The organism is Flagellimonas sp. 2504JD4-2, assembly GCF_053642935.1.
The window spans coordinates 818,118-844,507 of record NZ_JBSIOV010000002.1; the positions used below are offsets into that span (position 1 = coordinate 818,118).

Below are 26,390 nucleotides of genomic sequence, written 5' to 3' on the forward strand. Positions count from 1 at the left end.
AACCCTTTGGTTTAAATTAAAAATGAATTGAAAAACACCAACCTAAATCGGTCATTTTTAAACCTCTTAGGAGTTCTTTTGTTTCTAACAGGAGTGGTTTCATGTTCAAAATCCATAGAAAGGCCTAAAACTGAGGAGCCTTACCTATTTTCTGAAGTTCCTTCTTCCGTTTCTAGGATTCATTTCATCAATGAAATACCCGAGAATAGCGCCATGAACAGCATGGTTTATGAGTATTTCTACAATGGCGGTGGTGTGGCCATTGGCGATATCGATAATGATGGTTTGCCTGATATTTATTTTACAGCAAATCTTAAGGGAAACAAACTCTACAAAAATCTAGGAGACTTTAAATTCCAGGATATCACAACAAAGGCCAATGTGGGTAGCACATTTGGTTGGACCACCGGTGTCACCATGGCCGATGTAAACGCTGATGGTTGGTTAGACATCTATGTGTGCAAATCTGGAAAGGGAAAGGAAGCGAATAGAAAAAATTTACTTTACATAAATAATCAAAATGGAACCTTTACCGAAAAAGCTTTCGAATACGGTTTGGATTTTTCAGGCTACAGCACTCAAGCTTCTTTCTTTGATTATGATAAGGATGGGGATTTGGATATGTTTTTACTCAATCACAATGTGAATCCCATAAACACCAACAACCCGGAAAACTTCAAAAACGAGCAGAACGAATTGGTCGGAGATTGCCTTTTTAGAAATGACAACGGAAAATTCACCAATGTTTCAAAACAAGCGGGCATCATTCAAAATTCTTTGGGGTTCGGACTGGGTGTTTCCATAGGCGACATAGACCAAAATGGATGGCCCGATATTTATGTTGGCAACGATTATATCGAACAAGACTACCTCTATGTCAACAACGGTGACGGGACTTTCACGGAAAAACTAAAATACGCCACAAAGCATACCTCAAACTTTTCCATGGGGACCGATATTGCAGACATCAACAATGATAGCTTCCCCGATATCATGTCGCTGGACATGGTCGCTGAGGATAATTATGGAATTAAGACGAGCATGAGCGGCATGAATCCACAAGCATTCAATCATGCCGTTGACAATGGATTTCACTACCAATATATGTACAATGCTTTACAGCTCAATACAGGTAACGGACATTTCAGCGAAATTGGGCAAATGGCCAATATTTCGAGTACGGATTGGAGTTGGGCCCCGCTTCTGGCCGACTTTGACAACGACGGATTCAAAGACCTGTTCGTCACCAATGGATTAAAACGTGACTTCCGAAACAATGATTTCAAGAAATACAAACTTGAACGATTGAAACAAGCCCAAGAAAGTGGTGAAAAGATATCTAGGGTCATTGAAGAATTGGTCCAAAAAACCCCACAACGTAAAACCCAAAATTATCTTTTTAGAAACAACGGGGATTTAACCTATTCAAAAACATCGGCAGCATGGGGGCTAAAAAATCCAAGCTTTTCGAATGGGGCCGCCTATGCCGATCTGGATAATGACGGAGATTTGGATTTGGTCATCAATAATATCGATGAAAAAGCCACGATCCTGCAAAACAACAGTCATCAAAACTTCATACAAATCCGGTTTAAGGGAGACAAACTAAATCCGTACGGGGTTGGTGCAACGGTATCCATTGAAACCGAAAACGGAAAACAATACATTGAGAACTATCCCACCCGCGGCTATCAATCCGCCGTTGAGGCAATGGTTCATTTTGGATTGTCCGATTTAAATCAGATTGAAAAAATAGTAGTCCGTTGGCCAGATGGGAAGGTTCAAAGCTTAGCAGACGTTCAGTCCAATCAGCGCATAACATTGAATTATCAGGATGCAAATCCTTCACATAGTACTAAATCTTCGGAAGAAACCATATGCTCCGATATCACCTTAAAGGCGGCTATCAATCACAAACATGAGGAAAATGGCCATGATGATTTCGCCGCGGAAAGCTTACTACCACATAAAATGTCACAATTCGGTCCGGCTCTAGCCGTAGCTGATATTAATGGAGATGGCCTCGAGGATTTCTTTGTGGGAGGTGCAAAGGGGTTTCCAGCCGCCCTTTACCTACAAAATAATGACAGCACCTTTGCCCTCACCGATAACGAAACTTGGGTTTTAGACAAAGAACATGAAGATATTGATGCCATCTTTTTCGATGCAGATAATGATGGTGACATGGATTTGTATGTGGTGAGTGGAGGTAATGAATGGGCATCCGGGCATCGACAATATCAAGACCGCGTATATATAAATGATGGTGGAAAATTCAAAAAAGAAATCCATAGATTACCAAAAATGGCATTAAGTGGAAGTTGTGTAAAACCTTTTGATTTTGATCAGGATGGAGATTTGGATTTATTTGTCGGAACCCGACAACAACCTCAAAAATATCCATATTCCCAAACCAGTCTTTTGTTGGAAAATAATAAAGGCGTTTTTAAAGATGTTACGATGGAAAAAGCTCCAGACTTGGCCAATGTCGGAATGGTTACAGATGCCTTGTGGAGCGATTTTGATTCAGATGGGCAAACAGACCTAATCCTTGTGGGCGAATGGATGAAAATCGCTTTGTATAAAAACAACCATGGTAAACTGGAATCAAACCCGTCCATACTTTCGAATACTGAGGGCTGGTGGAACAGCATTTCAAGTGCGGATTTTGATGGAGATGGAGATATGGATTATGTCGTAGGTAATCTGGGACTGAATTATAAATATACTGCCTCAGCCAAAGCGCCTTTTGAGGTATATTCCACAGATTTCGATGACAATGGCACCAATGATATAGTCTTGGGTTATTATAACCAAGGAAGCCTCTTTCCCCTTCGCGGAAGAGAGTGTTCTTCTCAACAAATGCCCTTTATAAAGGAAAAATTTCCGTCGTATCACAGCTTTGGTTCCGCCAATCTTGTTGAAGTCTATGGGAAGGAAAAACTGGAGCAGGCATTGCATCTACAATCCAAAACATTTGCTTCGGTCTATCTTGAAAATTTGGGGGCGAGTAAATTCAATGTGCATCAATTGCCCAATGAAGCGCAGTTTTCCTCCATCAACGCTATTCAAATAGATGATTTTGATAATGATGGGTTACAAGATATCCTTGTGGCAGGGAATCTATACCAATCTGAGGTTGAAACTCCAAGAAACGATGCCAGCATAGGCCTACTATTGAAGGGAAAAGGAAATTCAACCTTTGAACCCCTTCCCCATAAAAAAAGTGGTGTTTTTCTAAACAGCGATGTAAAGAAAATGCGTTCCATTGCCTTGGTAAATAACAACAAGGGCATTTTAGTGGCATCAAACAATGATTCGCTCAGATTGATTGCCAAATAACTGTTTCTTTCTTTTTTAAGCGGTATTCCGCTTGCCAGCTTTTCACAATATCCCTAATTTCAAGGTCCATTTTTATCGATTTGTATACCATCATCGACATAGAAACTTCTGGAAACGGGATTAAGGGCAACAAAATCACGGAAATTGCCATTTTCAAGTATGATGGAAATCAGATCGTTGATGAATACACCTCGTTGGTCAACCCGCAATGTCCCATTCCCTTCTATATTACAGGTCTAACGGGGATTGACGAACAAATGGTGCAAAACGCCCCCACGTTTGACCAAATCGCCCAGACCATTCTTGAAATGACCGAAAACTGCATTTTTGTGGCCCATTCGGTGAATTTTGATTATGGGGTAATTAAAGAAGAGTTTCGTCAAATAGGGGTGGATTTTATCAGAAAGAAGCTCTGTACGGTTAGATTGTCAAGAAGATTGATTCCGGGATTACGGTCGTACAGTTTGGGAAAACTTTGCACAGCAGTCCAGATACCATTAAAAGATAGGCACCGAGCCCGTGGTGATGCACATGCCACGGTGTTGTTATTTCAAAAATTATTGAATACTCCCGACTCGGAGACCGTTGTCAAAAAGTTCTTGAATGCACGAAGTCAGGAAGCTACGCTTCCACCCCATCTACCCAAATCCGTATTTGATGAGATCCCGCAAAAACCGGGAATCTACTATTTTAAAAATCAAAAAGGGGAAATCATTTATGTGGGAAAGGCCATCAACCTTAAAAAAAGGGTACTGGGCCATTTTTATGACAAAAGCACCAAAGAAATTCGGATGTGCAGCGAAACTGCATCGATTGACTATAAACTTTCAGGCAGTGAACTTGTGGCCCTGCTGATGGAATCCGCAGAGATAAAACGTCTATTCCCTCCCTACAACAGCGCTCAAAAAAGAATTGTAAAGCAGTATGCCATTTTTGAATATGAGGATCGAAAAGGGATTATCCATTTGGCCTATAATGTATTGAAAGGGGCTCCGAATCCGATTAAGGTGTTCTATAACCAAACCGACTGTAGGACTTTTTTGGAACAAATCTGCAAAAACTTTGCGCTGTGCCCCAAGTATTGCCATTTACAGCAAGTAAACGCTTCGTGTTCGCACCATGAAATTAGTTCGTGCGAAGGTATTTGCACTTCAAACGAATCGATTGCCGACTACAATGAAAAGGTCAAAGCCGCGATTCTTGATATAAAGACCGAAAAATCCGGGATTCGAATCATCAAAGAAAAAGGTAGGGATATCAATGAAAGTGCTTTTGTGCTTATTAATGAAGGCTTGTACAAAGGCTATGGATTTATTGACCAAGAACAGAGCATCGCTTCATTGGCCGATATTGAAGCGCATATTATTCCTCAGAAAAATACTTTGGAAACCCAACGCATTGTTGAATCCCTATTACCAAAATCCGAGTCCTTTACCCTTTAAATCAGTTAACGGTCAACCTTACTTTAAAAATGCTATCGGAATCGTCTAGAAATTGGAAGCCTTCATGTAATGCTGTTTGTTCCACGGAATAAGGATAAAAAGAAATAGGCTCTATACACACCATATTCCTTACTTCTGTCCAGCACATAAAATGGCCAAAACCTACAGTTTCAATGGTAATGTTGCGTTCATCTTTCAAAGTAATCAATTCACAATCCTCAACTTGATACGCCCTGTTTCCAACCGCTAACACTTCATCCAGGGTAATTTCACCTTCATTTGAAACTATTATCGGATGGTCAGCATGTAGTTTGAAAGCTGGATGATATCCCAACATAAAAGGCATATCTCGCTCCCCAGAAATTCTGAAGGTAATTTCTAGTTGATTTTCTTTTAGCTCAAAAGATTTTTCAAACTCAAAACTATAGGGCCACAACAACCATTGTTTTGTGGATTTTTCCGGGAACTTGGAATTTTTGACCGGCGTTCCAGCCTTATATTTCTTTTTAAAGATGGCACTAGTATCGGATTTGGAAACTAATTCATATTCCAATTCGCGTAGCAGCCCATGTTGATCTTGGATAGCATTGCTTCGAGGTACCTGAACTCGAAAACCAGCCTTATCCACCGGTCCGATTATGGGAAACATCTCGGTATCAGCACTACGCCAACCAGGGCTTCCCTTTTGATGGATAAACTCGTGTTCGTCAGTGGCAAACCCTACCAGTTCACCTTTTTCAATTCTTGTGGAGCAGTTTCCACGTGTCAATTCTGTCATTATTTGGAATTAATCAGCCTATAAATTAAGATTGCCGTTCGCTTTGTCAAGGCCTCTATTGTAATCAGATTTACAGTTTCTTGCGGAGTATGCGCCCCTGTCCCCATGGTGCCCAGACCATCTAAGCAATCTACATATTGTGCCACAAAAGACACATCGGCAGCACCTCTTTTTCCAGGATCATAGGCCAATACCTCTCCTTGACCTAAATCCATGCTTACTCTGTTCAACACATTCAACAATTCTTGGTTTCCTTGGGTAGGTTGCATAGCTGGATAGCTATCAGTAAAAGTAATCTTTGCTGAAGTTTTGGGAAGGTTGTTATCCACAACCTCTTTCATTTTTGACCTGGCTCGTTGTTTTTGTTCTTCTGAAATAAACCTCAACCCTCCTTTGGCGACTGCTTTTTGTGCAACCACATTTCCTTTTCCAAAGACATCCCCCTTGCTGGTTGAATTGTCAAAATTCACAAAAGTACCCCCCAATAAAGTCCCAGGATTGAATGTTAACAACTCCTCTCCTTTTACCTCGGTATAAAATTGATGCAAAATTCTGGAGATTTCAAAAATTGCTCCAGCGCCTATGGATTCATTGAATATTCCAGAAGAATGTGCCCTTTTACCCTCAACTTCCAGAGCCCAGCCGGAAGCACCTCTTCTGGCCACTGTGGCATAGTTAAATCCAGTAGAAGTTTCGAAACCTAAGGCAATATCACTTCTCTTTGCGGCCTCTATCAAATCTTTTCTACTTATTTCCAAGGGTTTACCAGTGCTTTCCTCATCCCCAGTAAACGCAACTACAATTTGTGCATTTTTTAGAAGGTCATTTTGGTGTAATGCTTTTAAGGCATATAGCACAATTACATCACCGCCTTTCATATCGTTGCCTCCAGGGGCATGGGCCGTACTGTCATCCACCATTCTGAATTTTTGAAAGGGACTATCCTCTTCAAAGACAGTATCCAAATGCCCAATCAGCAGCAGCTTTTTTCCTTTATTGCCTGAAGTTTCTGCAAACAAGTGACCAGCTCTGTTCATCTCCTTGGGCATTTCAATCCAAGTTGTCTCAAAATCTATGTTTTCAAATGCATCCTGGAAAACAGTTCCAACCTTTCGAACTCCTTCAGCATTCAATGTCCCACTATTTATATTCACAACTTTTTCCAAAAAAGTAATAGCCTCACCATTGTTTTGTTCAATAGAGGCAAGTATCTTTTTTTCTGTCCTACTTAACTTTTGGGCACACAATACACTGCTGATAGTAATGGCGATGATTGAAAGAAACAGACCTCTCTTCATTTTTTTCTGATATTGATTAAATTACAATTGAGCTATTTCGGTATCCAACCAAGACAACCTGTTTTCTATCCAATTGGTCAAATAACCTATTTCTTCTTCATAGTTACTACCCACAAAATTATTGGGCCAAACATATATCCCAAGTACTGGCCAAGTATTGAAATTTTGTGATACCGAACCAGAATTATTCAATTGCAAAAGATACGCATCAATGTGATCCATTATGGCAGCATTTGATAGTTGATTTCCTCTTAAGCTAGACCAACGTTCTTGTAATTGGGAAACAAATGATGGATCTTCTAGTAGTCTTTCCCACCAAAATGGTACCAGCCATGTGTCATCAGGGCAGCGTTCGTTAAACTTATAAGCCCAAACATTTGGGCTACCACCACCACAATAATCGGCATTACCAAAGGCAAGGTTAAAATCCCAAATGGGTCCCATTTTTAATTTTTCGTTTTTATCCTTGTGCATAAAAGTGCTCAATCGATACGCATCTACATTATTGGACAACTCATTCAACAAGAAAAAATCAATAAAACTTTCTTTGTCAATGAAATTTGAATATCCTAAATCCGGGTCTAAAAAATCTTCCGAGGCAAGGGCATCCTCAAAACCCGCCATATAAGTGGAAATATATGCTTTTTGTTCAACGGTTATATCCTCGGCATCCGGATATTCGTACAGAAAATATGTTACTTGATTTCCGGAAGCATTAGGGGGAGCATATGCAGACATAAATGAGTTTAATTCGTTATACCCTTCACCTAAATTATTCCCGGCTGTTTTGTCAATCTTTAATATATATCCTCCGGTAAGGTCTTCTCCTGAATTTTCATCATCTTTTAACTTATTGATATCGATGCGTTCTCCATCCCTTTTTAACTTTTCCATAAAAACATATACGCCCTGATATGAATCATTTAAAGTTAAATCCACAAAAAGGGTTCTACTTGCATAGTGATCTAAATCCCTTGCCAAGTCATAAATTAAAACATTGCGAATCAGAGTTTTATCACTGTAGGGACCGTATAAAATCCAATCTTCCTCTTCTGGGAAACCAAAAAGTGATACGTCAATATCCTCACCATTCTCATCCCAAGTCTCTAGACCATAAGATTTTTTTGGAAATAAAAGTTGTGAAGTGGCTCCCCTAAATTCAATACCCAGATTACCTTTGTAGATAGTATCTTCTTTTGTGACCAGTACAGCATCTGAACCTATTTTGGGTTCATCGACAATTGCACCTCCTTTAGTGTCAACAAATACTTGTGCTAATCGGTCCTGTATGGGAATTTCAGTATTTTCTTCATCATCTGCAACAACCAACGTGTTGTCATTGCTGCAAGAAAAGGAAAGAAACGACAGGATAAGTAAACCTAAAACTTTGGCGTGTTTTGATTGAAAAAGAGAGATCATATCAATTTTTTGACCTCAATTTACCAAATCTAGTCGATGTAACCCATTTGTTTCATCCAGTCATCGTTAAACATCTTGCCCACATAACGACTTCCATGATCATGGAAAAGTACCACTACAACATCATCCTTGGTAAAATGTTCCTTCAATTGAAGAAGTCCTTTCACCGCGGCTCCGGCTGAATTCCCCAAAAACATGCCTTCTTCTTTGGCCAAGCGTTGGGTATATACTGCGGCATCTTTATCGGTTACCTTGGTAAAACCATCGATAATTTCAAAATTGACGTTTTCAGGAAGGATGTCCTCTCCAATTCCTTCCGTAACATAAGGATATATCTCATTTTCGTCGAAAATCCCAGTTTCATGGTATTTTTTGAAAACTGAGCCATAAGTATCAATTCCCCATACCTTGATGTTCGGATTTTGCTCCTTGAGATATGTTCCAACCCCTGAAATAGTTCCTCCTGTCCCTACTCCGACAACAAAGTGTGTAACCTTACCATCGGTCTGATTCCAAATTTCAGGTCCTGTGCTAAAGTAATGAGCCTTGGTATTGCTTGGATTATCGTATTGGTTAACGTACCAGGAGTTAGGTATTTCTTCGGATAAGCGTCTTGCTGTTGAATAATAACTTTGGGGGTCATCGGGTGCTACATCGGTTGGGCAAACATGTACTTCGCTCCCAACTGCCTTTAGGATATCAATCTTTTCCTTGGACTGCTTGTCGCTGATCACACAAATCATTCGATATCCCTTCACAACGGCGGCCAAAGCCAATCCCATCCCGGTATTACCAGAGGTTCCTTCGATAATAGTACCTCCAGGTTTTAAGAGTCCTGCCGCTTCCGCATCCTTCACCATTTGAAGCGCCATTCGGTCCTTGACTGAATTACCAGGGTTAAAAGTTTCATATTTGGCCAACACCAAACAAGGTAGTTCAGCCGTAAGTTTATTGAGTTTTACCAATGGAGTGTTTCCAATGGTCTCCAGTATATTATTCGCGTAGTTCATAGTCGTTGCAAAGGTAACCTTTTGGGTTATTGGATTTTGATGCAATCCGATTTTTGGATATCTACTAAGCTAATGGAAGAAGAACATAAAATATGTAAACAATTATCGAACTGACAGCATAAAAAATTGATTGCTGGCCATTTTTTATTGCATAATTGTCAATTTACTCAAACTTGATGGCCTTGACCGGAGTGATTTTGGTGATGATATAGGAAGGCACCAATAACATCAACAAGCATAACAACATTACACCTACGTTAAGCAAGAGCACTGTTGGGATATCAATGTAAATAGGAATGTATTCGATGTAATATTCCTCGGGATTGGGAAATTTAAAGAAGCGGAATCTGTTTTGAAGATATAGCAATGTTAAGCCGATTCCATTGCCCCATAGCAGTCCAATCGATATCAGGTAAGCCGCATTGTACAAAAACACCTTTCTAATGCTCCAATTCTCGGAACCCAAGGCTTTTAAGACCCCTATCATTTGGGTCCGCTCCAAAATAAGTACCAAAAGGGCGGTGATCATATTTATACCTCCCACAATGACCATAATTCCAATGATAAGTCCAATATTAAAATCGAAAAGGCTGATCCATTCAAATATTCTGAAGTATTTGCTCTTGATGTTCTGGGTATCCAAATAGGAAAGCGTTTTGCCATAGATTTCGTTGCTTTTTGCTTCCATTTCGTCAAAATCCTGAACAAAGACCTCAAAATTTCCAATTTCGTCAGCATTCCACCTATTCATCCGTTGGATATGTCGGATATCCACAAAAACAATATCCCGATCAAATTCCTCAAATCCGCTGTCATAGATGCCCACAATTTCAAATTTTCGGTTGTTGGGCGGTTTGGAAGGATCATTTTCTTTGAGGAAGATGGTAAAAAACGAATCCCCTACTTTTAAATTCAAAAGGTTCGCCTTGATTCGGGAAATCAGCACCTCATTATTCAATTTTTCAGCATAATCCGGCAACCTTCCATCAACAAGATATTCTTCAAAAAAAGTCCAATTGTAATCCTTGCCCACTCCTTTGGCCAACATTCCCTCAAAAGTATCGGCTGTTCGTATAATCCCACCTTTGGTAGCTACTGCTTGAACGTGTGAAATCCCATCTACATCTTCGAATTGGGGATAAAAATCTTGGTTTAAGGAAACCGGGGCCACAGAAACGTCCGACGTATTATTATCGTAGTTGGAGATTTGGATGTGCCCGTTGAAGGCGGCCACTTTTTCGCGAATCTTGTGCTTAAGACCTACACCCGTGGCAATCGCAACCAACATCATTACGATACCAATGGCTATGGCAGCAATGGCAATTTTTATTATAGGTGCGGAAATACTAATTTTATGCTCCTTCCCTGTAATCAGGCGCTTGGCAATAAACAATTCTAAATTCAACGAATGCCCATTTTATCTATTTCCAAAAGTACAGTTTTATTGTTGGTTTTACTGTTTTCATCATGCAGAGGACCCGAAAAAAAAGATAACGCTATAGCCGAAAACATTGAAAGTGATGTTGTGGTATCTATTATAGTGGGCGCCAATAGAACCGAGGTTTACCTGCCATCTTTACAAGGAAAAAAAGTCGGTATTGTTGCCAATCAGACCAGCGTTATTTTTGAAAATGGAGGGCATACCCATCTCGTGGATTCACTACTCTCACAAAATGTGAAGGTTGAAAAGGTTTTTGCTCCTGAACATGGGTTTCGGGGAAAAGCGGATGCAGGCGAACATGTTAAGGATGGTATGGACGCCAAAACAGGACTTCCCATCATTTCACTCTATGGAAAGAACAGAAAACCTTCGGCGGAACAGTTGGAAGGGCTTGATATTGTTGTTTTTGACATTCAGGATGTGGGGGTAAGGTTTTATACTTACATCGCTACCCTACAATTGGTCATGGAGGCTTGTGCTGAAAACGACCTCCCCATCTTGGTTTTAGATAGACCCAATCCCAACGGTCATTATGTGGATGGACCAACCATGGAAAAGGAACATACCGGTTTCTTGGGCATGACGACAATACCTCTTGTCTATGGAATGACCATTGGCGAATATGGTACCATGATCAATGAGGAGGGATGGCTCGAAGGGGGTAAAAAAGCTGATTTGACCATTGTACAGCTTAAAAACTACACGCATGAAAGCAGTTACCATTTACCGATACGACCTTCGCCCAATTTACCCAATGATATTTCAATAGGTCTTTATCCAAGCTTAGGTCTGTTTGAAGGCACAAATGTCAATGCAGGCCGTGGTACCGAATTCCAATTTCAACGCTATGGTGCGTCATTTTTGGATAGTACTGCTTATGACTTCAACTATGTTCCCAAACCTAACTTTGGGTCAAAATATCCGAAGGAAGACGGTAAAAAGTGTTTCGGAAAGGACCTTTCCCACATCACCCAAATGGATGCTGTTTCCCTTCAATGGTTGCTGGATGCTTACAACAACACTTCGGATAAATCAGAATTCTTCAAAACCAATTCCTTTACCAAACATGCGGGTACGACAGAATTGCAAAAACAGATTGTTTCAGGGTTTACCGAGGAGGAAATCAAAAAAACCTGGAAAGAAGAACTGGACAGTTTTAAACAAATCCGAAAAAAATATTTGATCTACGACTGATCTTCAGTGGTCGGTCTGCGATATTTGTGGAAGGGCTGCTTTAATAAACCCATAATGCTGCTATTTTCCTTTTCATCCGGAAAGGTGTCCACACCATATACAATCTTGTCAGGGTCCAATATCATAAATGTACCGAAGAGCCTGTCCCAAATGGAGAAAATATTCCCATAATTGGAATCCGTATAGGGCAATTTATAATGATGGTGCACTTTGTGCATATCAGGGCTTACAATAATCCAACTTAAGGCATTGTCCACTTTTCTAGGCAATTTAATGTTGGCATGATTGAATTGTGACAATACAACGGACATACTCTGATAAAGCATTATGATACCTATTGGGGCTCCAACAATAAAAACACCGATCAACGTAAATGTGTATCGGATTAAACTTTCTAACGGATGGTGTCTATTTGCGGTAGTAGTATCTACATTATGATCCGAATGGTGAACCAAATGCACCATCCAAAGCGGTTTTACCTTATGTTCCACCCAATGCGCTGCATAGGCTCCGATTAAATCCAAAAACATAACCCCTAAAACCACATAAAGCCACAAAGGCATTTCGGGCAACCAATTGATGATTCCAAATTCGTTGGCTATCGTCCAATCCGATGTTTTAAGCAATAAAAATGCTAAAGGAAAATTGACCAGAATTGTTGTCAGTGTAAAAAAGAAGTTGGGAACAGAATGTCTCCATTTTTTGTAGGGAATATTGAAAAGGGGCACAATGCCTTCCAAAATCCAGAAAAAAGTGATTCCTCCAACCAAAATAAGACTCCGGTGCAGGGAAGGAATGGTTTCAAAATAAGTCATTATTTGTTCCATACTTCCAAATATAAGAAATCGCTAAAGTTTGATTTTCCTTTTCATTTCCTCCACAATCCGGAAAGCCGCAGGGCATATGGCCACATTTTTTAGGGTAAGATTACTGATTTGGTGAAACTTTTTTCTATCCGTATGCGGAAACTCACGACACGCTTTTGGCCTTACATCATAGATAGAGCAATAATTATCCACGCCCAAAAAAGCACAGGGCACTTGTTGAAGCACATAGTCGTTTTCCTCATCAACCCTAAGGTATTGATCTATAAACTGTGACGGTTTTAATCTAAAATGCTTGGCAATCCGCTCAATATCCACATTTGTAAAAAGTGGTCCTGTTGTTTTGCAACAGTTGGCACAGGTTAAACAATCGGTACGTTCAAACTCATCATCATGAAGCTCTTGCATGATGTAATCCAACTTTTTTGGCGGTTTTTTCTTCAGTTTTGCAAAAAACTTCTTGTTTTCCGCATGCTTCTCCATCGCTTTTTTAGGTAATTGTCGCAGTTCCTCTTCCATATGTCACAAACATAAAAAACTGTAGCTATTTAAACCTTTATCTATTAATAAAGTCTCATTTTTGCATGACCTTATCAATGTTATGGATGATATTCTAGGGCAGGCTTTAGTGGATTACCACACTGGAAACTATACGGAGGATATTAAAACATATTCTTCCTTGGGTGAAGAAGATTCTATGCCTCTTCCCTACTTGTTTCGAGACTTTGATCAAATGCCACATTTGGAACAAAAAGCGCTGGAAATGGCCAAAGGAAAAGTTTTGGATATTGGCTGTGGTGCGGGAAACCATGCGCTATACCTGCAAAACAAAGGATTCGATATAACCGCTTTAGATCAATCTGAAGGCGCCATAGCTGTTTGTCAAAAACGAGGGGTGAAATCATGCGTAAAATCTGCTATTCTCGACTACACCCATGCTAAGTTTGATACCATATTGTTGCTTATGAATGGTATTGGTTTAGTGGGAACCCTCAGCAATATTGACGATTTTTTGAACCACTTAAAGTCATTATTACTCCCCAGTGGACAGATTTTGCTAGATTCAAGTGATATTATTTATATGTTTGAGCAGGACGATGACGGCGGTTATTGGATACCGGACAATGCCCAATATTATGGGGAAGTGACCTTTGAAATGGAATACAAAGGCCAAAAAAGTTCACCCTTTCCTTGGCTTTATATTGATTTTAATACCTTGAAAAATGCTTGCAACGCCAATAATTTGGATTGTGAAATTGTAATATCTGGCGATCATTTCGACTATTTAGCCAAATTATCGCTAAAAAAGTAATAGAATTTGCCATTAGGCGTTCTATTTAAATAGCTTTTTACTATGAAAAAGAGAAACTTAATTTACTTACTGTTTGGTTTTGGAGTGATACTGGCTTGTTCTAAGGATTCCGACGTTACCCCGGATCCAGTTACCGTTGATAAATCGGCCAATTTATTGGCTACGGGAGCTTCTGCAAATGATCTACTTGCCAACACCAATTTTGACAAATTATTGATTGAAGTTGCCTATGTAAATGGCTTTCGTCCAACGAATACCACGATGGACAACTTTGAAGCTTTTTTAAGGGAGAGAACCTTTAAAACCGATATAGAATTTTCATTCCTAGCGCTACCATCACCTAACGAAGATGACTTGACATTACAGGAGATCGCAGATTTAGAGAGCGATAACAGAACCGCTTATAACAATGGTTCCACCTTGGCTATCTACATTTATTTTGCGGATGCCCCATCGGATGGTGATGAGGAAGCTGAAGGCCTAGTGACATTGGGAGCTGTTTATCGAAATACCTCCATGATTATTTACGAAGCCACTGTGCGAAATTTGGCGAGTCAAAGTAACTCGATCAGTGTGACCGATGTTGAGAGCGCAACGCTTAACCATGAGTTTGGACATTTGTTCGGACTTGTAAATTTAGGAACACCCGCCGTTAATGATCACGAGGATCCGGATGCAGAAAACCACTGTAACGTAACAGGTTGTTTAATGAGGGCCGAGTTACAATTTGGAGCTTCCAACAAGGGCTTCAACCTAGCCTCGAAAAGTGAACTACATTCACCTTGCCGCTTAACTGGACAAAGCATGATGAGCTTGTTGGAACAGCAAGCTTCAAAAGGGCTTGCCATAGTACCAGATTTGGATGCCGAATGCATCTTGGACCTCCAAAATAATGGAGGGCGCTAAAAAAACTAAGGGATATTCAGATATTTATGGGTTTGTAAAGACACTATCCATTTAGGATTTTGCATTACATAATCCACAATTAGGGGAATCATTTTTTCCCTAACGCTCCATTCGGGCTGAAGGTACAGGATACAGTTTTCACCTACTTTTGCAGCTTGTTCTTCGGCAAAGACAAAATCGTGTTTATTGTATACTATCACTTTTAATTCATCTGCCACGCTATAGATTTCTTCCTTTGGAAGTTTATTTTTCTTGGGCGACAAGCAAATCCAATCCCATGTTCCTGTGAGGGGATAGGCTCCCGAGGTTTCAATATGGATTTTCAAACCTTTTTCTTTCAAACCCGCGGTAAGCGGTCCCATATCCCAAGTCAATGGCTCTCCACCGGTTACAACAATGGTATTGGAGTATTTGGCCGCATTGGCAACAATCTTTTCGATAGCAGTAGGTGGGTGGGTTTCTGCATCCCAACTTTCCTTTACATCACACCAATGACAGCCCACATCACAACCTCCTATGCGCACAAAATAAGCCGCAGTCCCCTTGTGATAACCTTCTCCCTGAATGGTATAAAACTCCTCCATCAACGGGAGCATGAGCCCTTTTTCAACCAAATCCGTAAGTTGTTCTATAACCATGGCGCAAAGATACATTGGATGGTTGGATTACTTTGCAACTCCATGAAGTTGTTTATATTTCGTGTTTCAGAATTGCTTAAAATTACCCTATTTTTATCGGAAATTGAATTCCATGAGCACTACCGAAAAATTCTTTGAACATATTGAAAATGGCTACTCCACCAAAGGTGACTACATTACCATGGGAGCCGGAATGTTCAACGGAGAGGCCGTTAACAAAGCCTTTGTAAAGGTTCCTCTTAAAACACTTAATCGGCACGGGCTTATTGCCGGGGCAACTGGAACAGGAAAAACCAAGACCCTTCAGGTAATCGCAGAAAATCTTTCCGATAAAGGGATTCCTGTTTTGCTTATGGACCTTAAGGGTGACCTAAGTGGCATAGCACAACCCAGTCCTGGACATCCAAAAATCGATGAGCGCCACGAAAAAATTGGGCTTCCATTCGAGGCAAGCGGCTTTCCCGTGGAAATTTTATCGCTTTCCGAACAAGATGGAGTTCGCTTACGGGCAACCGTTTCTGAATTTGGTCCGGTACTATTATCCAGAATCTTAGATCTTTCGGTTACCCAAGAAGGGATTGTCGCTGTTGTTTTCAAATATTGTGACGATAACAAGCTTCCCTTATTGGATCTGAAAGATTTTAAAAAAGTACTGCAATACGCTACAGGAGAGGGCAAAAAAGAGTTTCAGGATGCCTATGGTCGTATTTCCACAAGCTCCACTGGAACTATTTTAAGAAAGATCATTGAGCTTGAACAGCAGGGTGCTGAACTATTTTTTGGTGAAAAATCCTTTGATGTTGAGGACTTGGTCCGAATCGATGAAAACGGCAGGGGTTACATCAACATTATCCGATTGACCGATATCCAAGATAGACCCAAACTGTTTTCCACATTTATGTTAAGCCTTTTGGCTGAAATATATGCCACCTTTCCTGAACAGGGGGATAGTGACCGACCGGAATTGATTTTGTTTATCGATGAGGCTCATTTAATTTTCAAGGAAGCGTCAAAGGCGTTACTTGATCAAATTGAAAGTATTGTCAAGTTGATTCGTTCCAAAGGTATCGGGCTCTATTTTGTGACCCAAAACCCTACCGATGTACCCGATGACGTGTTGGCCCAATTGGGTCTAAAAGTGCAACATGCCCTTCGTGCGTTCACAGCAAAGGACCGAAAGGCAATAAAACTGACCGCTGAGAACTATCCAGACTCCGAGTTTTACGACACCAAGGAAGTGCTCACTTCTTTGGGAATCGGTGAAGCCTTGATATCCGCCTTGGATGAAAAAGGAAGACCGACCCCTTTGGCCGCTACCCTACTTCGAGCACCCATGAGTCGTATGGATGTCCTTACGGATGCAGAGCTTAAGGAAGCGTTGGGCAAATCAAAACTGATTCAAAAGTACAATGAAGATATAGATCGGGAAAGTGCATATGAAATCCTCAACGAAAAAATTGAAAAGGCGGAAAAAGAAGCTGAAAAAGAAAAAGAAACGGAACGAAGAACCTCGACCCGAAGAAGTTCTTCATCAAGAAGAAGTACACGCATGAATCCCGTAGTAAAGGTGCTGACCAGTGCCACTTTTATTCGCGGAGTGTTGGGTGTGCTAAAAAAAGTTATTCGATAAGATAGTTTAGACATTTATGAAGAAGATAAGCTTAGCTTTTGGAATTTGTTTATTGCTAATAGGCTGTGGAGAAAAGGACACCTCTTTTTTGATTACCGAAACCTCTGTGGGACCACTATTGAACGACACGCCAGTGGAGGACTTGGAAAAAGTTTTTATCAAGGATTCCATTGCCAAGGACTCGGCAAAACCTGATTCCGGTAAAATAGAGGTCTACCAAAAGAATGGGAAACATCTGCTGACACTATCGCCTAGTTCAGATAGCATCCCAACAGTTGAGAACATTCGCATCTTTGATACGCGGTACAAAACGGACGGAGGTGTTGGTTTACAAAGTACGTTTCAGGATATCCAGAACCAGTATACCATCAAAAAGATTGTGACCACCATCAATAGTATAGTCATCTTTCCAAAGGAAAGCAATCTTTATTTCACCATCGATAAGGAAGAATTACCATCAAATTTAAGGTACACTTCCACCAAAATTGAAGCCGTACAAATACCCCCTACGGCCAAAATAAAATATCTGATGTTGGGGTGGGAGTAGTACTTGTTAATTAATTCCTAAAGAAAGTCAACGTATCAATTCATTTGGATAATTTGAAGGACAAAACCATCCAAATGAAAACAGCTTTCCTTTTCTTTTTGATACCTGTTCTTACCATTGCGCAATACGATTTTGAGCCTTCTACCGAGCACCCCTTTGGGCTTCCCAACCCGGATGCTCCCAAAGAAATCTTGGATTTTGCCCCATTGATAGGCGAATGCAATTGCAAATCGGTGAGCAGAAACCCTGACCAGACCTGGGCAGAACCTGTGGACATGGTTTGGCGTTTCAAATACATCATGAACGGAATGGGAATTCAAGATGAAACCCTAAAAAAGGATGGAACGCACTCGGGAAGTATCCGCCAATTCAGTCAAGATAGTACACAATGGTATGTGCACTATTATACCTCAAGAGTTGCTTCGACCACATTAAGTACCTGGGAAGGTAACAAGACAGAAGAGGGTAAAATTGTACTATATCGGGAACAAACGGCCCCAAATGGTATGGAGGGATTCTATAGATTGTCTTTTTATGATATTGATGACAAAGGATTCAAATGGGTAGGAGAATGGGTGGACAAAACAGAATCCGTGGTTTTTCCTACCTGGAAAATTGATTGTTCCAACGGTAAGATTTCACTATCCAATGCTGAGGAAAAAGCTAAAATAGTCTCCGCTTCCAGAAATTTCTCGAAGGCCTATATTGAGCAAGATTTTGATACTATGGCCAATAGCTATACCCATGACGCCAAACTTATTCCTTTAGGAATACCTATTGTTGAAGGGCGGGAAGCCATTAAAGCCAGATGGGAATTGGGGAAGGAAACCAAAATACTTTCCCATAGCATGGATGCCTCAGAGATAAATATTATTGGGGACTACGCCTATGATTATGGGTATTACCAGGGCACAAGTCAAAAAGGAAAAGATCCTGTTTCTAAATGGAAAGGCAAATATGTAGTTGTATGGAAAAAGGTAGCAGGTTCCTGGAAAATGTATATTGATATCTGGAACAGGCTAAAAGATTAAATCAGTCCATATTTTTCACGATTGGCTAATACTTTAGGACTGTTCAGTTGCATCCATTCGGTCAATTCCAACAGTCGTTCAACATACAATTGTCCAAAATCGGTCAGACGGTACTCTACCCTTATCGGTACCTCGGCATAGGCCTTTCTGGAAATATACCCATCTGCCTCCAAAATCTTTAACCGCTGGCTCAACACCTTATTTGAAATACCGTACACAAACTTCTTAAGCTTGTTGAATCGAAGTACAGGAAAATACCCCAACCAAAGGATAATCAAAATACTCCACTGGTCTGAAGCAACGGACATGACATCCCTGACCGGGCAGAGTTCGGGTGGATTTTTATAATCAATGTGCCCAAACATTTTTTCCAATTTTTTTGCCATCCTAACTTGCTGATTTTCAGTAACAGTTTCCATTTTTATACTTGGTTTTAACGCGGTGACTTCTTTTTTCTTCTAAAATGATTATGTAATTTTAGTATCAAATAAAGAGTAAGTTACAAAAAGTAACCATATGAAAAAACTACTTACCAAAATACTTCCCCTTGCATACGGGCAATATTTTAATGTTTACTCTCTTTTTACCCCAAAAAAAGCAGCACATAAGGCTTTTAACCTCTTTTGTACCGTAAGAAAAGGAAAAGTACAGCCGCAACAGGCAGATTATCTGGAAAAAGCCAAAAACGGTATAGAACAAATTGCCAAGCATCAGTTGCAGTCTTACCATTGGCCTGGCACTAAGGAAACAGTATTACTGGTTCATGGATGGGAAAGCAATACGTTTAGATGGCGTAATCTGATCCAAAAGCTTCAGGAAGCCGATTTCAATATTATGGCATTTGATGCACCTTCACACGGACATTCTTCTGGTAAGTTGCTTTACGTCCCCTTGTATGAAGAGGTGTTGCACCATATGATCAAAAAATACAATCCAAAATACTTGGTGGGCCATTCCGTGGGTGGAATGACGCTCATGTACAACGAATACAAAAACCCTAATCCCGATGTTGAAAAATTGGTCACCATTGGCTCTCCCTCGGAATTTCATGAGATTATGGAGCATTTTCAGCACATCTTGAAGTTTGGAGACCGTTTTATGGGAATTTTGGATGAATATATCCATAACCGGTTCGGTTTTCGGATACATGAGTTTTCCACCTCAAAGTTTGCTCAATCCAATACTAAAAAAGGACTGTTGTTCCATGATAGATTAGATGCCGTAGCTCCTTATCATGCCTCAGAACAGGTACACGCAGTCTGGAAAGGGAGCAAATTGGTAAGCACCGAAGGTTTGGGACATTCCATGCATCAGGAACAGATAAATAATGAAATCATCGATTTTCTTGTGGCGTAGCCCTTTCCACAAAAAATCCCAAACACTTTAATAGCATTTGGGATTTAAAATTATCCAGTAAAACTGAGGAACTAGAACTTTCTATATTCTCCCTTCAAATATTGGTTAGCTTCTTCTTCGGCAAATTTTGCCTTTTCACTGTCCCAATGAAGAGTTTGATTGGGAAAACGTCCCGCTATAACACCCAATAAAATGGTTTCCGTCAATCGAGCTGCGTATTCAAAAGGAGCAGTACATTTGTCCTTGCCCAAACAAGCATCAATAAATTGGTGATAGTGCTTGGGTCCCTCACTGGCATAATTTCTGACAGGCTCTCCCAAATTCTGCTTGGCAATATCCTTGGAAATGTCCACATATTTGCCACGTACAATTTTTCTGGGCAACTGCATAAAATGAGGCAAGAGCAAACGTCCCTTTGTCCCCACGAACATAGCACCCTGTTCTGGCAATTGACCCTCCGCGGCAACACCAGCGTCCAAAGAATTGTTGTTTTTTACAGTTTGTTTCTTTTTACCCGCGGTCTCTGCTCCTGGAAGCACCAAATCTTCGTGGGCAGGAGGCATTCCTGGACCATCGTACCAAATCCACTTCAATGATTTTCCAGTATATTCGGTACCTGGGAATTCGTATGTAACCGTATTGTTTTCAGGGTATCCATAACCGTTCGGTTCGCGGCATTCATTTTTAATGGTTCTCGGAACATCCAGGTTCAGTGCATTGTAAGGTGTATCAAAAATATGAACCCCCATATCGCCTAAGGTACCACATCCATAATCCATCAGCTTTCGCCAATTCCCCGGATGGTAGTATCCTTCCTTGTAAGGGCGTTCCGCCGACGTGCCCAACCAAAGGTTCCAGTCCAATTGTGCAGGTACAGGGTCTTCCCCTTCTGGTTCAGCACCATTGTACCCCCAAGATTTTGGACTCCATGCATGCACTGTGTGTACTTTTCCAATGATACCATCCTGAATCAACAAGGTGGCCAATTTATAATCGTAGAATGAATGTACCTGTATGCCCATTTGGGTGACCAAACCTTTGTCTTCGGCCATTTTCTTCATGGCTCTGGATTCGGAAACATAATGGGTCAATGGTTTTTGGCAATACACATGCTTGTTCTTCTCCATTGCCAACAACGAAGCAGGTGCATGGGTATGGTCAGGAGTAGATACAACTACCGCATCAATTTCATCCGTCATCTCATCCAACATCACCCGGTAATCAAAAAATACTCTGGCCTTGGGATGTTTCTTTCTTGCGGAAGACAGATTGATGGCATCCACATCACAAAGTGCCACTACATCAACTTGTGGGTGTGATGAAATATCATTAAGGTCAGCTGCGCCCATATTTGCCACTCCAATATGTGCTGTTCGTATTCTGTCGCCCGGCTTTAGCGTTCTTAATTTTTCATTGGCACTCAGAACGACAGGTGCGGCCAACAGCCCGAGGGCACCCACACCACTTTTCTTCAAGAAGTTCCTCCTATCTTGATTTGATATCTTCTTACTCATACTATTATGTTATAAATTATTTTTTCGACGGTAACTCTTTGATTTTGATATTTCTAAATCGAACAACATCCCCATGTCCTAAAAAACCTATGTGACCTGTAGTTCTCTGCAATCCCGGATGTTCGTTATTATCCATTGTTCCATATTCTGATGCTTCCTGAAAATCGCCATCAACAATGACAGTTCCATTGAGCACAACCTTGATTTTTGATCCCTTAACGGTCACGACTTGCTCGTTCCATTCCCCAACAGGTTTCAGAAAACCACGCTTAGCAGGAATGACCCCATAAACCGAGCCATGGTATTGATATGGTTTTAATTTTGAATATTTTTCGGCAGTATTGTCCAGTATCTGCAGCTCTTTACCCACATAGGCCACATCACCTTCCAAAGGGGCATGTATACCCAATCCATTATTGGCTCCCGGAGTCAGTTGAAACTCAAACTTAAAAATAAAATTGCTGTACTGGTCTTCTGTAAATAGATTACCTCCGCTTCCCCCTCCGTTGGGATCTACAATGATGCTGCCATTTTCTGCGCGATATGAGCTTTTGTTCCCAATCCATCCATCAAGATTCTTTCCATTAAAGAGCTCAACAAATCCATCATCCTGGCCCATGCAAGGGGATACAAAAATTGCAAGGCAGAAAAAAATGAATAGTGGCTTGATATGTCCCATATTTGGTTTTATAGCCTTTTGATTTTTATGTTTTTAAACCAAATAGGACTTGAGTGATCCTGTAACGCTATAAAGCCCTTTTTGTATTTTCCATAATCCGGGGCTTCATCCCACTTTCCGGAGTTTTTCTTTTTGTTCCATTCCTCGGACCACGGCTGAAACTCCAGCAACTTTTTGCCATTGAGCCAATGTTCCACCTTTTCAGGAGTGAAAACGATTCTTGAAGAATTCCATTCCCCAACGGGATTTAGCACTTTTTGGGATTCATCGGCAACGTGCATGGCATAATCAGCGCCGGTCTTCTGCCAGTCTTGCAACAATTCTGGATGTTCGGCCCCAAACTGAGCGTTATATTCCGTCAAATCATGGATTTTGGCGTAGTTTTCATCGTCAATAAGCTGATATTCGGGCGAAACCACGGGAGGGCCGTCATAACCTTCTTTAACATGATAGAAGATACCGCTATTACCGCCTTCAGGGATTTTCCATTCCAAATACAATTCGAAATTATCAAACTCCTCGGCTCCATAGATAATATCTTCCCCTCCTTCATAATCTTGTTCCAATCCCAATTCCGTATCAAAAGTCAATGTACTGTCCTTAATGGTCCAACCCGGTGGCATGCTTTCACCATTGTAGGCTCTCCACCCATCCATACTGGTACCATCAAATAGATATACCCATTCTTCAGATTGAGACTTAGCTTCTTCGACACTTACTTTCTCGGCTTCGGTCTTTTGTGTTTTTTTACAAGACCCGATAATGACCAACGATATTAGAATCGCGATTTTCTTCATTTTGATTGTTGTTCAATTGGTTAGAATGATAGTTACTAAAGGTAGCTACATTTATTTTTTTGCGTCTACTTTTTTATACTATCGACACAACATAAACCATGAATGTTATTTTATAAGGAATTATCAGTACGTTGCCCAAAATTCTGTTAACCCCCATTTGCAAGGTTTGCGACCAAGGTTTACTTTTATTCATTATGCAGAACGTTACCCCTTTTCATGTTGCCATTCCAGTCCATAACTTGGATGAATGCCGAAGCTTTTATCGAGATGTGTTGGATTGTGAAGAAGGTCGAAGCAGCGACCATTGGGTCGACTTCAATCTTTTTGGCCATCAACTGGTGATTCATTATAAGCCCAAATCGCTGGAAGAACTCCATTCCAATCCTGTGGATGGAAAAGCTGTACCCGTTCCCCATTATGGAGTGGTCTTGCCTTGGGACACTTTTCAGTCGTTTTCCGAAGATTTAAAGGCTAAGGGAATTGAATTTATTATTGAGCCCTATATCCGTTTCGAAGGAGAGGTCGGCGAACAGGCAACCATGTTTTTTCTAGATCCCGCAGGAAATGCCCTTGAATTCAAAGCTTTTAAGGACATGCAACAGTTATTTGCCAAATAAAACATCATGTCAAAAAAACACTCAAAATCAACCTTACTCCCATTATTTATAGTCTTTTCATACATTTTGATTCTGGGTTGTGAGCCAAAAAACGAATGGATTGAACTATTCAATGGAGAAGATATTGCCGATTGGACGGTTAAAATCCATCACTACGACGTTGGTGACAATTTTGGCGATACTTTCAGGGTCGAGGACGGTATTTTGAAAGTCCGCTATGACCAATACGAAGGTGATTATAACGAACGCTACGGGCATTTGTACTATAATACGCCGTATTCCAATTACCATTTGGTGATCGAATATCGTTTTGCGAATCCATGGTATGATTCCGCTCCCGGTTATACGATTATGAATAGTGGTGTAATGTTCCATTCCCAAGATCCCAGAACCATGCCCAAAGAACAGGATTGGCCCATTTCGGTGGAAATGCAGTTTTTGGCGGAAGTTGAAAAAGGAAAGTCAAGACCTACCGGTAATATGTGCTCTCCGGGGACAGATGTGGTATTTGAAGGGAAAATAGATCCGCGTCATTGTATTTCATCAACCAGCGATACTTATCCTCCGGAGGAGTGGGTAAGGGCTGAACTCATCGTTTATGGCGATTCGTTGATTTCACACATCATCAACGGCAAAAAGGTTTTGGAATATACCAAGCCACAAATAGGCGGAGGTGTTGCCAATAGATATGATGAACGCATAAAAATTGACGGAAAACCTCTAAAAGAGGGTTTTATTGCACTGCAAAGTGAGGGGCAGCCTATAGATTTTAGAAAAGTTGAGTTGAAAACCCTTGGGGATTAGTTCATTAGGCAAGTATTATCCCCTTTTTTCTTACCCAGAAGTAGGCGAAAATTATATTGGGGACCCAACACAGCCAAGCCACAATTTTGTAAGCTATTAGGAATTCTCCGAATACAATCGTCAACAAGGGCAACCAAATTCTTAAGGTCACGGCAGCAAAGCAGGCCGCATAGCTGTAAATCATCATCCCCTGGTGCAGATGTAAATCCTTGGAACGAATGGCTTTATAGGCCTTTAAAGTGGTATAGAGCCATATAACTCCTAAACTGATGAATCCCAATGAAGAAACAATACCTCCCGTGGCGAAAAATCCTATATATATTGCGCATAGACCGCTGATTAATGCTGCCAAAACATATATCTTGCCAAGATTCCTATGTAATCCAAGGTTTTTCGCCCTTAGTTTTTTACTGAATTGTGACCAGCCCGTTAAAAGTGCCAATCCCCCAAAGCCTATATGTCCATAAAAAGCGATGTTCCAGAGCTGATTTGCCAATAATTCTGCAGTTTTACTCTGCAAAAGTCCAAATGGTTCGGGCATAACCAAGTAAAGTATGGGATAAAGTCCCACTGCGATTGCCAAAAATGCAAAAACAAACCAAGCTATTTTATTTCCGATCATGCTAAAATGTCCATTGTTCACGAACAAGTTATCGAATAATTGATGGAAAAAACAAGATTCGAAAATCTAAATCGTTATAAAATCAGTTGAACAGGCAATATCGCCTCCCAAATCTATTTGTGATGAAAACTGTTCTTTTGTTTATTACCCTAATCTTCTCGTCATTGGCCCTATCAAGTTGTACCAATGAAGAAAGTGAAAATGACCTAGACTTTATTAATCCCAACGAAGAAGAGGAAAGTACCCTAATTGTTTCTAAGGAGAATCAAGATTAACTTCTATTGATTTTATGCCTCTCCCTTGCCAAAAGGGTGTTTTGAAGTAACATGGCTATAGTCATTGGGCCAACGCCACCAGGAACCGGTGTTATATAAGAAGCTTTTTTGCTGACGTTTTCAAAATCCACGTCACCAGTGATGTAATACCCTCTCTCACGGGTTTCATCCGGTACTCGGGTTATGCCCACGTCAATAATGACCACATCATCTTTTACCATATCAGCTTTAAGAAAATTGGGGACTCCCAATGCTGAGACGATAATATCTGCCTGAAGTGTCAGTTCCTTGATATCCTTTGTTCTGCTGTGGGTCAAGGTTACTGTGGAATTGGCAGCTTTCCCCTTTTGGCTCATCAATATGCTGATAGGTCGACCAACAATGTGGCTTCTCCCAATAACCACGGTATGTTTTCCTTCAGTTTCGACATCATATCTGCGTAGCAGCTCCATAATTCCAAATGGCGTTGCAGGAATGAAGGATTTCATATCCAAGGCCATCTTACCAAAGTTGGTGGGGTGGAATCCATCCACATCCTTGTCAGGATCTACCGCCATCAATACTTTTAACTCATCAATATGTTTTGGTAAGGGAAGTTGAACAATGTAGCCGTCGATTTCAGCGTTGGCATTCAATTTGGCCACTTGGTCTAAAAGCTCTTCCTCGGTGGTCTCTTCGGGTAAATGAATCAATGTAGATTCGAAACCTATTTTTTTGCATGAGCGCACCTTACTTCCCACATAAGTTAAACTGGCACCATCATTACCCACTAAAACTGCGGCCAAATGTGGGACTTTTTCTCCCCTTTCTTTCATTTGTGCTACCTCAACGGCAATTTCATCCTTGATTTGGTTTGATATTTTTTTCCCGTCGAGAATCTCCATTTTTTTGGTTTTTGGTTGGAAGTAAAGGTG

At 40.7% G+C, this 26,390-nt stretch carries 26 protein-coding genes; 12 read left to right on the top strand and 14 right to left on the bottom strand.

What is annotated here, in order from left to right; translation table 11 throughout:
• Window positions 1–27: 27 nt before the first annotated feature.
• Both ACULLH_RS10320 and ACULLH_RS10325 read left to right on the top strand, forming a co-directional pair.
• The gene (locus ACULLH_RS10320; RefSeq protein WP_454088666.1) at window positions 28–3,342 is read left to right on the top strand and encodes a VCBS repeat-containing protein; all 3,315 of its coding nucleotides are present in this window, start codon (window positions 28–30) and stop codon (window positions 3,340–3,342) included.
• 80 nt (window positions 3,343–3,422) lie between these two features.
• Window positions 3,423–4,784: an exonuclease domain-containing protein gene (locus ACULLH_RS10325; protein WP_454088667.1), complete on the top strand. Its 1,362-nt coding sequence runs from the start codon at window positions 3,423–3,425 to the stop codon at window positions 4,782–4,784.
• A gap of 1 nt (window position 4,785) precedes the next feature.
• Here ACULLH_RS10325 and ACULLH_RS10330 read toward each other — a convergent pair whose 3' ends face one another.
• From ACULLH_RS10330 to ACULLH_RS10350, 5 genes are all read right to left on the bottom strand, one after another.
• On the bottom strand, window positions 4,786–5,562 hold the full coding sequence (locus ACULLH_RS10330; RefSeq protein ID WP_454088668.1) for an aldose epimerase family protein: 777 nt from the start codon (window positions 5,560–5,562) through the stop codon (window positions 4,786–4,788).
• Entirely contained in the window at window positions 5,562–6,860 is a 1,299-nt protein-coding gene (locus ACULLH_RS10335) for a M20/M25/M40 family metallo-hydrolase (protein ID WP_454088669.1), read from the bottom strand. The genes ACULLH_RS10330 and ACULLH_RS10335 overlap by 1 nt, the downstream gene beginning before the upstream one ends.
• Before the next feature lie 21 nt (window positions 6,861–6,881).
• Window positions 6,882–8,279: a CotH kinase family protein gene (locus ACULLH_RS10340; RefSeq protein ID WP_454088670.1), complete on the bottom strand. Its 1,398-nt coding sequence runs from the start codon at window positions 8,277–8,279 to the stop codon at window positions 6,882–6,884.
• Between the two features lie 29 nt (window positions 8,280–8,308).
• Window positions 8,309–9,289, bottom strand: a complete 981-nt coding sequence (locus ACULLH_RS10345) for a PLP-dependent cysteine synthase family protein (RefSeq protein ID WP_454088671.1) — start codon at window positions 9,287–9,289, stop codon at window positions 8,309–8,311.
• A 163-nt stretch (window positions 9,290–9,452) separates the two neighbouring features.
• Window positions 9,453–10,694 (bottom strand): ABC transporter permease, encoded by a 1,242-nt coding sequence (locus ACULLH_RS10350; protein ID WP_454088672.1) that lies wholly within the window; start codon window positions 10,692–10,694, stop codon window positions 9,453–9,455.
• Between the two features lie 3 nt (window positions 10,695–10,697).
• Between ACULLH_RS10350 and ACULLH_RS10355 the strand changes: the two genes are divergently transcribed.
• Window positions 10,698–11,924 carry an exo-beta-N-acetylmuramidase NamZ family protein gene (locus ACULLH_RS10355; RefSeq protein ID WP_454088673.1) on the top strand — a complete coding sequence of 409 codons (1,227 nt, stop codon included), beginning with the start codon at window positions 10,698–10,700 and terminating at the stop codon, window positions 11,922–11,924.
• Here the strand turns inward: ACULLH_RS10355 and ACULLH_RS10360 are convergent.
• Together ACULLH_RS10360 and ACULLH_RS10365 are read right to left on the bottom strand one after the other, a co-directional pair.
• Window positions 11,915–12,751, bottom strand: a complete 837-nt coding sequence (locus ACULLH_RS10360) for a sterol desaturase family protein (RefSeq protein WP_454088674.1) — start codon at window positions 12,749–12,751, stop codon at window positions 11,915–11,917. The two genes, ACULLH_RS10355 and ACULLH_RS10360, sit on opposite strands and share 10 nt — an antisense overlap.
• A 21-nt stretch (window positions 12,752–12,772) precedes the next feature.
• Window positions 12,773–13,267 carry a YkgJ family cysteine cluster protein gene (locus tag ACULLH_RS10365; protein WP_454088675.1) on the bottom strand — a complete coding sequence of 165 codons (495 nt, stop codon included), beginning with the start codon at window positions 13,265–13,267 and terminating at the stop codon, window positions 12,773–12,775.
• A gap of 82 nt (window positions 13,268–13,349) precedes the next feature.
• Between ACULLH_RS10365 and ACULLH_RS10370 the strand changes: the two genes are divergently transcribed.
• Together ACULLH_RS10370 and ACULLH_RS10375 are read left to right on the top strand one after the other, a co-directional pair.
• Window positions 13,350–14,060 (top strand): class I SAM-dependent methyltransferase, encoded by a 711-nt coding sequence (locus tag ACULLH_RS10370; protein WP_454088676.1) that lies wholly within the window; start codon window positions 13,350–13,352, stop codon window positions 14,058–14,060.
• Window positions 14,061–14,102: 42 nt separating this feature from the next.
• Window positions 14,103–14,966 (top strand): hypothetical protein, encoded by an 864-nt coding sequence (locus tag ACULLH_RS10375; RefSeq protein ID WP_454088677.1) that lies wholly within the window; start codon window positions 14,103–14,105, stop codon window positions 14,964–14,966.
• 5 nt (window positions 14,967–14,971) lie between these two features.
• Here ACULLH_RS10375 and ACULLH_RS10380 read toward each other — a convergent pair whose 3' ends face one another.
• Window positions 14,972–15,604, bottom strand: a complete 633-nt coding sequence (locus tag ACULLH_RS10380) for a 7-carboxy-7-deazaguanine synthase QueE (RefSeq protein ID WP_454088678.1) — start codon at window positions 15,602–15,604, stop codon at window positions 14,972–14,974.
• A 112-nt stretch (window positions 15,605–15,716) separates the two neighbouring features.
• Here ACULLH_RS10380 and ACULLH_RS10385 point away from each other — a divergent pair, with 112 nt between their 5' ends.
• The 3 genes from ACULLH_RS10385 (at window position 15,717) to ACULLH_RS10395 (ending at window position 18,812) form a co-directional block, all read left to right on the top strand.
• Window positions 15,717–17,234 (top strand): helicase HerA-like domain-containing protein, encoded by a 1,518-nt coding sequence (locus ACULLH_RS10385; protein WP_454088679.1) that lies wholly within the window; start codon window positions 15,717–15,719, stop codon window positions 17,232–17,234.
• A 16-nt stretch (window positions 17,235–17,250) separates the two neighbouring features.
• Entirely contained in the window at window positions 17,251–17,781 is a 531-nt protein-coding gene (locus tag ACULLH_RS10390) for a hypothetical protein (protein ID WP_454088680.1), read from the top strand.
• Window positions 17,782–17,855: 74 nt separating this feature from the next.
• Window positions 17,856–18,812 (top strand): YybH family protein, encoded by a 957-nt coding sequence (locus ACULLH_RS10395; RefSeq protein ID WP_454088681.1) that lies wholly within the window; start codon window positions 17,856–17,858, stop codon window positions 18,810–18,812.
• Here the strand turns inward: ACULLH_RS10395 and ACULLH_RS10400 are convergent.
• Window positions 18,809–19,231, bottom strand: coding sequence for a winged helix-turn-helix transcriptional regulator (locus ACULLH_RS10400; protein ID WP_454088682.1), 423 nt, complete (start codon window positions 19,229–19,231; stop codon window positions 18,809–18,811). The genes ACULLH_RS10395 and ACULLH_RS10400 overlap by 4 nt on opposite strands.
• A 97-nt stretch (window positions 19,232–19,328) precedes the next feature.
• On the opposite strand from ACULLH_RS10400, the gene ACULLH_RS10405 reads away from it, so the two are divergent.
• Window positions 19,329–20,168 (top strand): alpha/beta hydrolase, encoded by an 840-nt coding sequence (locus tag ACULLH_RS10405; RefSeq protein WP_454088683.1) that lies wholly within the window; start codon window positions 19,329–19,331, stop codon window positions 20,166–20,168.
• Between the two features lie 71 nt (window positions 20,169–20,239).
• Here ACULLH_RS10405 and ACULLH_RS10410 read toward each other — a convergent pair whose 3' ends face one another.
• From ACULLH_RS10410 to ACULLH_RS10420, 3 genes are all read right to left on the bottom strand, one after another.
• Window positions 20,240–21,682 (bottom strand): Gfo/Idh/MocA family protein, encoded by a 1,443-nt coding sequence (locus tag ACULLH_RS10410; RefSeq protein ID WP_454088684.1) that lies wholly within the window; start codon window positions 21,680–21,682, stop codon window positions 20,240–20,242.
• A gap of 16 nt (window positions 21,683–21,698) precedes the next feature.
• Window positions 21,699–22,301, bottom strand: a complete 603-nt coding sequence (locus ACULLH_RS10415; RefSeq protein ID WP_454088685.1) for a 3-keto-disaccharide hydrolase — start codon at window positions 22,299–22,301, stop codon at window positions 21,699–21,701.
• A 68-nt stretch (window positions 22,302–22,369) separates the two neighbouring features.
• Window positions 22,370–23,158, bottom strand: a complete 789-nt coding sequence (locus ACULLH_RS10420; protein ID WP_454088686.1) for a 3-keto-disaccharide hydrolase — start codon at window positions 23,156–23,158, stop codon at window positions 22,370–22,372.
• 194 nt (window positions 23,159–23,352) lie between these two features.
• Here ACULLH_RS10420 and ACULLH_RS10425 point away from each other — a divergent pair, with 194 nt between their 5' ends.
• A complete protein-coding gene (locus tag ACULLH_RS10425) occupies window positions 23,353–23,775 on the top strand; it encodes a VOC family protein (protein WP_454088687.1) in 423 nt (140 codons plus the stop codon).
• A gap of 6 nt (window positions 23,776–23,781) precedes the next feature.
• Window positions 23,782–24,579 (top strand): 3-keto-disaccharide hydrolase, encoded by a 798-nt coding sequence (locus ACULLH_RS10430; protein WP_454088688.1) that lies wholly within the window; start codon window positions 23,782–23,784, stop codon window positions 24,577–24,579.
• A gap of 4 nt (window positions 24,580–24,583) precedes the next feature.
• Here ACULLH_RS10430 and ACULLH_RS10435 read toward each other — a convergent pair whose 3' ends face one another.
• A complete protein-coding gene (locus tag ACULLH_RS10435) occupies window positions 24,584–25,201 on the bottom strand; it encodes a DUF2306 domain-containing protein (protein WP_454088689.1) in 618 nt (205 codons plus the stop codon).
• A 122-nt stretch (window positions 25,202–25,323) separates the two neighbouring features.
• Between ACULLH_RS10435 and ACULLH_RS10440 the strand changes: the two genes are divergently transcribed.
• The gene (locus ACULLH_RS10440) at window positions 25,324–25,476 is read left to right on the top strand and encodes a hypothetical protein (RefSeq protein ID WP_454088690.1); all 153 of its coding nucleotides are present in this window, start codon (window positions 25,324–25,326) and stop codon (window positions 25,474–25,476) included.
• Here ACULLH_RS10440 and ACULLH_RS10445 read toward each other — a convergent pair.
• A complete protein-coding gene (locus tag ACULLH_RS10445; RefSeq protein WP_454088691.1) occupies window positions 25,473–26,360 on the bottom strand; it encodes a bifunctional 5,10-methylenetetrahydrofolate dehydrogenase/5,10-methenyltetrahydrofolate cyclohydrolase in 888 nt (295 codons plus the stop codon). The genes ACULLH_RS10440 and ACULLH_RS10445 overlap by 4 nt on opposite strands.
• Between the last annotated feature and the right edge of the window lie 30 nt (window positions 26,361–26,390).

What these genes read in the sequence shown, in the direction of transcription:
- ACULLH_RS10330 (WP_454088668.1), bottom strand. Translation starts at nt 5,562, where the DNA reads ATGACAGAATTGACACGTGGAAACTGCTCCACAAGAATTGAAAAAGGT.
- ACULLH_RS10335 (WP_454088669.1), bottom strand. Translation starts at nt 6,860, where the DNA reads ATGAAGAGAGGTCTGTTTCTTTCAATCATCGCCATTACTATCAGCAGT.
- ACULLH_RS10340 (WP_454088670.1), bottom strand. Translation starts at nt 8,279, where the DNA reads ATGATCTCTCTTTTTCAATCAAAACACGCCAAAGTTTTAGGTTTACTT.
- ACULLH_RS10345 (WP_454088671.1), bottom strand. Translation starts at nt 9,289, where the DNA reads ATGAACTACGCGAATAATATACTGGAGACCATTGGAAACACTCCATTG.
- ACULLH_RS10355 (WP_454088673.1), top strand. Translation starts at nt 10,698, where the DNA reads ATGCCCATTTTATCTATTTCCAAAAGTACAGTTTTATTGTTGGTTTTA.
- ACULLH_RS10360 (WP_454088674.1), bottom strand. Translation starts at nt 12,751, where the DNA reads ATGGAACAAATAATGACTTATTTTGAAACCATTCCTTCCCTGCACCGG.
- ACULLH_RS10365 (WP_454088675.1), bottom strand. Translation starts at nt 13,267, where the DNA reads ATGGAAGAGGAACTGCGACAATTACCTAAAAAAGCGATGGAGAAGCAT.
- ACULLH_RS10370 (WP_454088676.1), top strand. Translation starts at nt 13,350, where the DNA reads ATGGATGATATTCTAGGGCAGGCTTTAGTGGATTACCACACTGGAAAC.
- ACULLH_RS10375 (WP_454088677.1), top strand. Translation starts at nt 14,103, where the DNA reads ATGAAAAAGAGAAACTTAATTTACTTACTGTTTGGTTTTGGAGTGATA.
- ACULLH_RS10380 (WP_454088678.1), bottom strand. Translation starts at nt 15,604, where the DNA reads ATGGTTATAGAACAACTTACGGATTTGGTTGAAAAAGGGCTCATGCTC.
- ACULLH_RS10385 (WP_454088679.1), top strand. Translation starts at nt 15,717, where the DNA reads ATGAGCACTACCGAAAAATTCTTTGAACATATTGAAAATGGCTACTCC.
- ACULLH_RS10390 (WP_454088680.1), top strand. Translation starts at nt 17,251, where the DNA reads ATGAAGAAGATAAGCTTAGCTTTTGGAATTTGTTTATTGCTAATAGGC.
- ACULLH_RS10395 (WP_454088681.1), top strand. Translation starts at nt 17,856, where the DNA reads ATGAAAACAGCTTTCCTTTTCTTTTTGATACCTGTTCTTACCATTGCG.
- ACULLH_RS10400 (WP_454088682.1), bottom strand. Translation starts at nt 19,231, where the DNA reads ATGGAAACTGTTACTGAAAATCAGCAAGTTAGGATGGCAAAAAAATTG.
- ACULLH_RS10405 (WP_454088683.1), top strand. Translation starts at nt 19,329, where the DNA reads ATGAAAAAACTACTTACCAAAATACTTCCCCTTGCATACGGGCAATAT.
- ACULLH_RS10410 (WP_454088684.1), bottom strand. Translation starts at nt 21,682, where the DNA reads ATGAGTAAGAAGATATCAAATCAAGATAGGAGGAACTTCTTGAAGAAA.
- ACULLH_RS10415 (WP_454088685.1), bottom strand. Translation starts at nt 22,301, where the DNA reads ATGGGCCAGGATGATGGATTTGTTGAGCTCTTTAATGGAAAGAATCTT.
- ACULLH_RS10420 (WP_454088686.1), bottom strand. Translation starts at nt 23,158, where the DNA reads ATGAAGAAAATCGCGATTCTAATATCGTTGGTCATTATCGGGTCTTGT.
- ACULLH_RS10425 (WP_454088687.1), top strand. Translation starts at nt 23,353, where the DNA reads ATGCAGAACGTTACCCCTTTTCATGTTGCCATTCCAGTCCATAACTTG.
- ACULLH_RS10430 (WP_454088688.1), top strand. Translation starts at nt 23,782, where the DNA reads ATGTCAAAAAAACACTCAAAATCAACCTTACTCCCATTATTTATAGTC.
- ACULLH_RS10435 (WP_454088689.1), bottom strand. Translation starts at nt 25,201, where the DNA reads ATGATCGGAAATAAAATAGCTTGGTTTGTTTTTGCATTTTTGGCAATC.
- ACULLH_RS10440 (WP_454088690.1), top strand. Translation starts at nt 25,324, where the DNA reads ATGAAAACTGTTCTTTTGTTTATTACCCTAATCTTCTCGTCATTGGCC.
- ACULLH_RS10445 (WP_454088691.1), bottom strand. Translation starts at nt 26,360, where the DNA reads ATGGAGATTCTCGACGGGAAAAAAATATCAAACCAAATCAAGGATGAA.